This is a genomic window from Streptomyces sp. 13-12-16, from assembly GCF_002114215.1.
Taxonomy (GTDB): domain Bacteria; phylum Actinomycetota; class Actinomycetes; order Streptomycetales; family Streptomycetaceae; genus Streptomyces.
On sequence record NZ_NCTE01000528.1, the window covers coordinates 1 to 9532 of the forward strand.

The 9532-nt window shown below is 69.3% G+C and carries 7 protein-coding genes; 5 read left to right on the forward strand and 2 right to left on the reverse strand.

The features are described from left to right. Positions 1-106: 106 nt before the first annotated feature. The gene (locus tag B7767_RS21325) at positions 107-976 is read right to left on the reverse strand and encodes a phosphatase PAP2 family protein (RefSeq protein WP_085573612.1); all 870 of its coding nucleotides are present in this window, start codon (positions 974-976) and stop codon (positions 107-109) included. 130 nt (positions 977-1106) lie between these two features. Beyond that, positions 1107-2141: a LacI family DNA-binding transcriptional regulator gene (locus B7767_RS21330; RefSeq protein ID WP_085573613.1), complete on the reverse strand. Its 1035-nt coding sequence runs from the start codon at positions 2139-2141 to the stop codon at positions 1107-1109. A gap of 422 nt (positions 2142-2563) precedes the next feature. On the opposite strand from B7767_RS21330, the gene B7767_RS21335 reads away from it, so the two are divergent. From B7767_RS21335 to B7767_RS21355, 5 genes are all read left to right on the forward strand, one after another. Beyond that, a complete protein-coding gene (locus B7767_RS21335; protein ID WP_085573614.1) occupies positions 2564-3835 on the forward strand; it encodes an extracellular solute-binding protein in 1272 nt (423 codons plus the stop codon). A gap of 97 nt (positions 3836-3932) precedes the next feature. Next, on the forward strand, positions 3933-4937 hold the full coding sequence (locus tag B7767_RS21340) for a carbohydrate ABC transporter permease (RefSeq protein ID WP_085573615.1): 1005 nt from the start codon (positions 3933-3935) through the stop codon (positions 4935-4937). Between the two features lie 13 nt (positions 4938-4950). Further along, positions 4951-5862 (forward strand): sugar ABC transporter permease, encoded by a 912-nt coding sequence (locus tag B7767_RS21345; protein WP_085573616.1) that lies wholly within the window; start codon positions 4951-4953, stop codon positions 5860-5862. A gap of 146 nt (positions 5863-6008) precedes the next feature. Further along, a complete protein-coding gene (locus B7767_RS21350) occupies positions 6009-7703 on the forward strand; it encodes a glycoside hydrolase family 13 protein (protein ID WP_085573617.1) in 1695 nt (564 codons plus the stop codon). 166 nt (positions 7704-7869) lie between these two features. Further along, a complete protein-coding gene (locus B7767_RS21355; RefSeq protein WP_085573618.1) occupies positions 7870-9243 on the forward strand; it encodes an alpha-amylase family protein in 1374 nt (457 codons plus the stop codon). Positions 9244-9532 lie beyond the last annotated feature (289 nt).

The following is a 9532-nucleotide window of genomic DNA, read 5'->3' on the forward strand; positions in this document are numbered from 1 at the left end:
CCTCCCGGGGGCCGCGGCGCCCCGTCCGCCCGGCAAAGGCGGCGGTCCGGCCGCCGCCCGGGACGGGGGGCCGGGCCCCTGAGGAGGTGGCGCCCGGCCCGCCGGGCTAGCCCTGCTTCGGCACCGCGATCCGCTCCGGTTCCCGTTTCCGCTGTTCGGGCACCAGCCTCGGCAGGGTGTACGGCTGACGTCCGTACCAGAGCAGTGCGATGCCGTAGCCGAAGGCCAGGCAGAGGACGCCGCCCACCGCGTCCAGCCAGAAGTGGTTGGCGGTGGCGACGATGACCACCAGCGTGGCCGCCGGGTACACCAGGCCCAGCACCCGCACCCAGGGGACGGTGGCCAGCGCGAAGATCGTCAGTCCGCACCACACCGACCAGCCGATGTGCATCGACGGCATCGCGGCGTACTGGTTCGACATGTTCTTCAGGTCGCCGGAGGCCATCGACCCCCACGTCTGGTGGACCATGACGGTGTCGATGAAGTCCTGGCCGTTCATCAGCCGGGGCGGAGCGAGCGGATACAGGTAGTAGCCGACGAGGGCGATGCCGGTGGTGGTGAAGAGGACCAGGCGGGCCGCCGCGTACCGGCCGGGATGACCACGGTAGAGCCACACCAGGACACCCAGTGTCACCACGAAGTGCAAGGTGGCGTAGTAGTAGTTCATGCCGACGATGAGCCAGGTCACCGAGTTCACGGCGTGGTTGACGGACTCCTCGACGGCGAGACCCAGCTGCTGCTCGAGGCGCCAGATCCAGTCGGCGTTGCGCAGCGCCTCGGCCCGCTGTTCCGGCACGGCGTTGCGGACGAGCGAGTACGTCCAGTAACTCACCGCGATCAGCAGGATCTCGAACCACAGCCGGGGCCGGCGGGGCGCGCGCAGGCGCCGCAGGCGGCCCGGCCCCGTCTCCTCCGCGACGGGGTGCGCTGCGGCCTCTTCCCGGCCTTCCAGCGTTGTCACCGTCGTGTCACCCATGGGCCAGAGTCTGCCAGAAAAGACCCTCCCCCAGATCATCCCCCGGTCGGGCCGTACCCGCATGTTCTCCCCCGGGGGCAGGCCCGCCCCCTCCTCCTGTGGCAGTGCGCCGGGGGTCCCGCTCTCCGCCCTAGGGACGATTCCGGTCCCCAGGGGCCGAAGCGGTCGAACCGCGCACCACCAGCTCCGGCATGAACACGAACTCGCTGTGCGGCGCGGGCGTTCCGCCGATCTCCTCCAGCAGCGTGCGCACCGCGGCCTGGCCCATCGCCGGGACCGGCTTGCGGACCGTGGTCAGCGGCGGGTCGGTGAAGGCGATCAGCGGGGAGTCGTCGAAGCCGACCACCGAGATGTCCTTCGGCACGTCCAGACCGCGCTGCCGGGCCGCCCGTATCGCGCCCAGCGCCATCATGTCGCTCGCGCACACCACCGCCGTGCAGTCGCGGTCCATCAGCGCGGTGGCGGCGGCCTGGCCGCCCTCCAGTGTGTACAGCGAGTGCTGGACCAGCTCGGTCTCGACCGTCTCGGTGCTCAGCCCGAGCTGCTCCTGCACGGTGCGCACGAAGCCCTCGATCTTGCGCTGCACCGGCACGAACCGCTTCGGCCCGAGCGCCAGACCGATCCGGGTGTGGCCGAGGGAGACGAGGTGGGTGACGGCGAGCGCCATCGCGGCCCGGTCGTCGGGGGAGATGAACGGCGCCTGCACCTTCGGCGAGAAACCGTCCACGAGCACGAACGGCACGCCCTGCGCCCGCAGCCGCTCGTAGCGCTGGGTGTCGGCGGTGGTGTCCGCGTGCAGTCCGGAGACGTAGATGATGCCGGCCACCCCGCGGTCCACGAGCATCTCGGTGAGCTCGTCCTCCGTCGACCCGCCCGGGGTCTGGGTGGCGAGCACCGGCGTGTAGCCCTGCCGGGTCAGCGCCTGCCCGATGACCTGGGCCAGCGCCGGGAAGATCGGGTTCTCCAGCTCCGGGGTGATCAGTCCGACCAGGCCCTCGCTGCGCTGCCGCAGCCGCACCGGACGCTCGTAGCCGAGGACGTCGAGGGCGGCGAGCACGGACTGGCGGGTGGTGGCGGCGACGCCCGGCTTGCCGTTGAGGACGCGGCTGACGGTTGCCTCGCTCACCCCCGCCTGAGCAGCGATGTCGGCAAGGCGTGTGGTCACAGGAGTGGACTGTAGCTGCCGGTTCTCCCCTTGCACACCGATCGGACGCCTGGTGCGCGCCGTCGAACGGCCCGCTGCGGGCTGCTGGGTCATCGCGGTCCCTCAAGTCGTGGTCGGCGTCCGTCCGCAAGGGATGATTCCCCCGGCGGCAACGGATGGCAAGTGCTTGCAGAGTCTTGCACAACAGTCCGAACCCCTGTCGTACGGGCGGAAACCCGGGTTGCCGGGCGGTCGAGAACAGGTCACGGCGGCATAACTCTCGGCGGCGCTTGCAAAACTTTTCTGCAAGGTCTTTCGAAAAGGTTCCGGCGCTGTTACGTTCACGTCGCCCGGCGGCGGCAACGGCGCCCTCGGCAAGTCAGCAGGACGGCAGACGGGGCCGACCCTGCACCACACGGGCTTTCACCCTCAAGGAGAACCTCATGCGGCGTGGCATAGCGGCCACCGCGCTGGTGGCGTCCCTCGCCCTCGCGGCGACGGCCTGCGGCGGAGACAGCGACAGCGGCGACTCGGCCGGCGGCCCGGTCACCATCACCTGGTGGGACACCTCCAACGCGACCAACGAGGCGCCGACGTACCAGGCCCTGGTCAAGGAGTTCGAGGCCGCGAACAAGGACATCAAGGTCAAGTTCGTCAACGTCCCCTTCGACCAGGCGCAGAACAAGTTCGACACCGCCGCCGGTTCCAAGGGCGCCCCCGACGTGCTGCGCTCCGAGGTCGGCTGGACCCCCGCCTTCGCCAAGAAGGGCTTCTTCCTGCCGCTGGACGGCACCGAGGCCCTCGCCGAGCAGGACAAGTTCAAGCCCAACCTGATCGAGCAGGCCAAGTACGAGGGCAAGACCTACGGCGTCCCCTTCACCACGGACACCCTCGCCTTCGTCTACAACAAGGCCCTGTTCGAGAAGGCCGGCGTCGAGGCCCCCAAGACCTGGGACGACCTGAAGAAGGCCGCCGCCACCATCAAGGACAAGACCGGCGTCGACGGCTACTGGGGCTCCACGGCCGGCTACTACGCCCAGCCGTTCCTGTACGGCGAGGGCACCGACATGGTCGACGCCGACGCCAAGAAGATCACCGTCAAGTCCGCCGAGGCCGAGAAGGCGTACGGCACCTGGCTGGACCTCTTCGACGGCAAGGGCCTGCACAAGGCCGACGTCACCGCCGACGCCTACGCCCACATCCAGGACGCGTTCGTCAACGGCAAGGTCGCCTCGATCATCCAGGGCCCGTGGGAGATCACCAACTTCTACAAGGGCTCCGCCTTCAAGGACAAGAACAACCTCGGCATCGTCACCGTCCCGGCCGGCTCCGCCGGCAAGGCGGGCGCCCCGACCGGCGGCCACAACCTCTCCGTCTACGCCGGCTCCACCAAGGAGAAGCAGGAGGCCGCGCTGAAGTTCGTGAACTTCATGACCTCGGCCAAGGCGCAGGAGACCATCGCGCTGAAGAACTCCACGCTGCCCACGCGTGACGACGCCTACACCGACAAGGTCAAGGCCGACCCGGGCATCGCCGGCTACCAGACGGTCCTCTCCGCCGCCCAGCCGCGCCCGGCCCTGCCCGAGTACAGCTCCCTGTGGGGTCCGCTGGACGACGAGCTGCCGCAGATCGCGAGCGGCAAGGAGTCCCTGGACAAGGGCCTCGGTGACGCGGAGACCGCGATCGCCAAGCTGGTGCCGGACTTCAGCAAGTAATGCCCGTGTGGCCGCCGGACCCGCTTCCAGGAGGGGAGGGTCCGGCGGCCGCCGGCCTGTGTGCCGTACTCCTTGATCATCCAGAAGGTGCCGAACCATGACAGTCGCCATCGACCGCGCGACCGGCAAGCGCCGCGGTGACCGCGCGCCCCGCCCCGGCCCGGCCGGCCGCCTGAAGCGCAGTTTCCAGAAGCACTGGTACGCCTACGCCATGATCGCGCCGGTGGTCCTGGTGCTCGGCGTCATCGTGCTGTACCCCCTGGCGTACGGCTTCTACCTCACCCTCACCGACGCGGACAGCCTGAACTCGGCCCGCACCATCGGCGTCAACGAGATCGAGGCCACCTACAAGTTCATCGGCATCGACAACTACGCCGACATCCTGTGGGGCGAGACGGCCTACGACCGCTTCTGGTCGCACTTCATCTGGACGATCGTGTGGACGGCCGCCTGCGTCGCCCTGCACTACGGCATCGGCCTGGGCCTCGCCCTGCTGCTCAACCAGAAGCTGCGCGGGCGCACCCTCTACCGGCTGGTCCTGATCCTGCCGTGGGCCGTGCCGACCTTCGTCACCGTCTTCGGCTGGCGCTTCATGCTGGCCGACGCCGGCATCATCAACACCGCCCTGGACTCCCTCGGCCTGCCGACCCCGGCGTGGCTGGAGGACACCTTCTGGCAGCGCGTCGCCGCCATCACGGTCAACACCTGGTGCGGTGTGCCCTTCATGATGATCTCCCTGCTCGGCGGCCTGCAGTCCATCGACGCCAGCCTGTACGAGGCGGCCGAGATGGACGGCGCCAACGCCTGGCAGCGCTTCCGCCACGTCACCCTGCCCGGCCTGCGCTCGGTCAGCTCCACCGTGGTCCTGCTCGGCGTCATCTGGACCTTCAACCAGTTCGCCGTGATCTTCCTGCTGTTCGGCAACACCGCCCCGGAGGCGCAGATCCTCGTGACCTGGGCCTACCAGCTCGGCTTCGGACAGCAGCCGCGCGAGTTCGCCGAGTCCGCGGCCTACGGCATGCTGCTGCTGGCCATCCTCGTCGTCTTCACCTCCTTCTACCGCCGCTGGCTGAACCGCAATGAGCAGCAGCTCGCGATCTGAGGCAGGAGTCCCCATGAGCACCTCTACCGTCACCCCCACTGCTCCGGCGGACCGGCCTGCCGACGACAAGACCCCGGCCCGCAGGTCGCGTCGGCGCGGCGAGAGCAGCCCGCTGGCCCGCCTCACCACGCACGGCGTGCTGACCGTGGCCAGTCTGATCGCGCTGTTCCCGGTCGCCTGGCTGGTCTTCCTGTCCCTCGGCCCCGACAAGGACGACTACCTGCGTCCCGGCGGCATCTGGGGCAAGATGACGCTGGACAACTACTCGTTCGTCCTGCAGAACACGAACTTCTTCGACTGGCTGAAGAGCTCGCTGATCGTCTCGCTCGGCACCACGGTCATCGGCGTCCTGGTCGCCGCCACCACCGGCTACGCGGTCTCCCGCATGCGCTTCCCGGGCTACCGGAAGTTCATGTGGGTGCTCCTGCTCACCCAGATGTTCCCGGTGGCCGTCCTGATGGTCCCGATGTACCAGATCCTCTCGGACCTGCAGCTCATCGACAGTTACCTTGGACTCATCCTCGTCTACTGCTCGACGGCGGTGCCGTACTGCGCCTGGTTGATGAAGGGCTACTTCGACACCATCCCGTTCGAGATCGACGAGGCGGGACGCGTCGACGGGCTGACCCCCTTCGGCACGTTCGCGCGGCTGATCCTGCCGCTCGCCAAGCCCGGGCTGGCGGTCGCCGCGTTCTACAGCTTCATCACCGCGTTCGGCGAGGTCGCCTTCGCGACGACGTTCATGCTCGACGACGAGAAGTACACGCTCGCCGTCGGTCTGCAGAGCTTCGTCAGCGAGCACGACGCACAGCGCAACCTCATGGCCGCCACCGCGGTCCTGATCGCGATACCGGTCTCCGCGTTCTTCTACCTCGTGCAGAAGAACCTGGTCACCGGTCTCACCGCCGGCGGCACGAAGGGCTGACCCCTTCGCGCGAGCGACTCCCGCGCGCCTGATCCGCGCGGGTGGGCGGCCGCGGTGTCCATCCGACCCCGCCGTCACCGCGGCCGCCTCCTTCCTCGCCGCCCACCCCCACTCGTCTCCCCGACCGCACTCGTATCAAGGACGACATGAGCCAGCAGCACTCCGCCGCCCCGGCCCCGACCCCCACCACCGACGCGGCCGTCGCCACCGTCACCCGGCGTCGCGACTGGTGGCGGGACGCGGTGATCTACCAGGTGTACCCGCGCAGCTTCGCCGACAGCAACGGCGACGGCATGGGCGACCTGGAAGGCATCCGCTCCCGCCTGCCGTACCTGCGCGACCTCGGCGTGGACGCCGTGTGGCTCAGCCCCTTCTACGCCTCCCCGCAGGCCGACGCCGGCTACGACGTCGCCGACTACCGCGCCGTCGACCCCATGTTCGGCACCCTGCTCGACGCGGACGCGCTGATCCGGGACGCCCACGGACTGGGCCTCAGGATCATCGTCGACCTGGTCCCGAACCACTCCTCGGACCAGCACGAATGGTTCAAGCGCGCCCTCGCCGAGGGCCCCGGATCGCCCTCGCGCGACCGCTACCACTTCCGCCCCGGCAAGGGCGCGAACGGCGAGCTGCCGCCCAACGACTGGGAGTCGATCTTCGGCGGCCCCGCCTGGACCCGCGTCACCGAGCCCGACGGCACGCCCGGCGAGTGGTACCTGCACCTGTTCGCCCCCGAGCAGCCCGACTTCAACTGGGAGCACCCGGCGGTCGGCGACGAGTTCCGCTCCATCCTCCGGTTCTGGCTGGACATGGGCGTGGACGGCTTCCGCATCGACGTCGCCCACGGCATGGTGAAGGCCGAGGGGCTGCCCGACCTTGGAAACCACGAGCAGCTCAAGCTTCTGGGCAACGATGTCATGCCGTTCTTCGACCAGGACGGCGTCCACGACATCTACCGGCAGTGGCGGCTCATCCTCGACGAGTACAGCGGAGAGCGCATCTTCGTCGCCGAGGCGTGGACCCCGACCGTCGAGCGCACCGCCAACTACGTCCGCCCCGACGAGCTGCACCAGGCGTTCAACTTCCAGTACCTGGGCACCCACTGGGACGCCGAGGAGCTGCGCACGGTCATCGACCGCACCCTGGACGCCATGCGCCCGGTCGGCGCCCCCGCCACCTGGGTGCTGTCCAACCACGACGTCACCCGGCACGCCACCCGCTTCGCCAACCCGGCCGGCCTGGGCACCCAGATCCGCCTGGCCGGCGACCGCGAGCTGGGCCTGCGCCGCGCCCGCGCCGCCACCCTGCTGATGCTGGCACTGCCCGGTTCGGCCTACGTCTACCAGGGCGAGGAGCTCGGCCTGCCGGACGTCGTGGACCTGCCCGACGAGGTGCGCCAGGACCCGGCGTACTTCCGGGGCGCGGGCCAGGACGGCTTCCGTGACGGCTGCCGCGTCCCGATCCCGTGGACCCGCGAGGGCTCCTCGTACGGCTTCGGTGACGGCGGGAGCTGGCTGCCGCAGCCGGCGGAGTGGGGCGGGCTGAGCGTCGAGGCGCAGACCGGCGACCCCGGCTCGACCCTGGAGCTGTACCGCTCCGCGCTCGCCGTCCGCCGGGACCAGGCCGACCTGGGCGCCGGTGACGCGGTGGAGTGGCTGCGCGCCCCCGAGGGCGTCCTCGCCTTCCGGCGCGGCGACTTCGTGTGCGTCGCCAACACCACGGGGGAGTCGGTGACCACCCCGTCGTACGGTCGTGTCCTGCTCGCCAGCGGTGAGGTGGAGGAGACGGCCGGCGAGGCGAAGGTGCCCGCCGACACCACCGTGTGGTGGACCACGGGCTGAGGTCCGGCTCGCAACTTTTTTCGTTCGAATCGGTACGGCCCGCTGCCCTTTCGGGTGGCGGGCCTCTACCATCTGCGTTGCCGCAAGGTCGCTGAAGATTTCTGCAAGAAGCTTCAAGCGACCCGGGCGGTATCCCCACACCCTTCGATGAAGAAGGTAACCCCACATGGCACGCAGAACCCTCGCCGGGATCGCCGCTCTCGCGGCCGTCTCGGTTGTCATGGCTCCGACCAGTGCGGAGGCGTCCCCGCCCGGCGGCAAGGACGTCACCGCCGTCCTGTTCGAGTGGAACTTCGCCTCGGTCGCCCGTGAGTGCACCACCACCCTCGGCCCCGCCGGATACGGATACGTCCAGGTCTCCCCGCCCGCCGAGCACATACAGGGCTCGCAGTGGTGGACGTCGTACCAGCCGGTCAGCTACAGGATCGCCGGGCGGCTCGGTGACCGCGCCGCGTTCCAGAACATGGTGAACACCTGCCACGCGGCCGGTGTGAAGGTCGTCGCCGACGCCGTCATCAACCACATGTCCGCGGGCAGCGGCACCGGCACCGGTGGCTCGTCGTACACGAAGTACACCTACCCCGGCCTGTACTCCTCGTACGACTTCGACAACTGCACCTCGCAGATCACCAACTACCAGGACCGCGGCAACGTCCAGAACTGCGAACTCGTCGGCCTCGCCGACCTCGACACCGGTGAGGACTACGTCCGCGGCGCCATCGCCAAGTACCTCAACGACCTGCTCTCCCTCGGCGTGGACGGCTTCCGTATCGACGCCGCCAAGCACATGCCGGCCGCCGACCTGGCGAACATCAAGTCCCGCCTGAGCAACCCGGGCGTGTACTGGAAGCAGGAGGTCATTCACGGCGCGGGCGAGGCCGTCCAGCCCACCGAGTACACGGGCAACGGCGACGTCCAGGAGTTCCGCTACGCGTACGACCTCAAGCGGGTCTTCAACAACGAGAACCTCGCCTACCTGAAGAACTACGGCGAGGGCTGGGGCTACCTGAACAGCGGTGTCTCGGGCGTCTTCGTCGACAACCACGACACCGAGCGCAACGGCTCGACCCTGAGCTACAAGGACGGCGCGAACTACACCCTGGCCAACGTCTTCATGCTGGCCTGGCCCTACGGCGCCCCCGACATCAACTCCGGCTACGAGTTCACCGACCACGACGCCGGACCGCCCAACGGCGGCCGGGTCGACGCCTGCTGGCAGAGCGGCTGGAAGTGCCAGCACAACTGGCCCGAGATCAAGTCCATGGTCGCCTTCCGCAACGCCACCCGCGGCCAGGCGGTGACCAACTGGTGGGACAACGGCGGTGACGCGATCGCCTTCGGCCGGGGCGGCAAGGGCTTCGTGGCCATCAACCACGAGTCCGGCTCCCTGACCCGCACCTACCAGACCTCCCTGGCCGCGGGCACGTACTGCAACGTCCAGAACAACACCACGGTCACCGTGAACGGCTCCGGACAGCTCACCGCCACCCTGGGCTCCCACACGGCCCTCGCGGTGTACGCCGGCAAGTCGTCCTGCTGAACGCGCGCGGGCCGCGCCGCCGTTCACGGGGCGGCGGCACGGCCCGCGTCCGCATGCAAGTCCTTACCGTTACTTTCACAACCCTTGCTGTAAAGCTTTCAACGGCGATACGGTCACGCCGACGCTCCGGTGACGTGGCCGAAACAGGCCGTGCCGCGGCGTACGGGGTCGGACCCGAATCGAGCCGTAAGCGCAAGGAGTTCTCGCCTTGATACCCAGATGGCCCGCGCCCCCGGGGCGCCGCACCGCGCGCGGCAGACGTGTCGCCGCCGTCACCGTGGCCGCGCTC

What these genes read in the sequence shown, in the direction of transcription:
- B7767_RS21335 (WP_085573614.1), top strand. Translation starts at nt 2,564, where the DNA reads ATGCGGCGTGGCATAGCGGCCACCGCGCTGGTGGCGTCCCTCGCCCTC.
- B7767_RS21355 (WP_085573618.1), top strand. Translation starts at nt 7,870, where the DNA reads ATGGCACGCAGAACCCTCGCCGGGATCGCCGCTCTCGCGGCCGTCTCG.
- B7767_RS21325 (WP_085573612.1), bottom strand. Translation starts at nt 976, where the DNA reads ATGGGTGACACGACGGTGACAACGCTGGAAGGCCGGGAAGAGGCCGCA.
- B7767_RS21345 (WP_085573616.1), top strand. Translation starts at nt 4,951, where the DNA reads ATGAGCACCTCTACCGTCACCCCCACTGCTCCGGCGGACCGGCCTGCC.
- B7767_RS21350 (WP_085573617.1), top strand. Translation starts at nt 6,009, where the DNA reads ATGAGCCAGCAGCACTCCGCCGCCCCGGCCCCGACCCCCACCACCGAC.
- B7767_RS21340 (WP_085573615.1), top strand. Translation starts at nt 3,933, where the DNA reads ATGACAGTCGCCATCGACCGCGCGACCGGCAAGCGCCGCGGTGACCGC.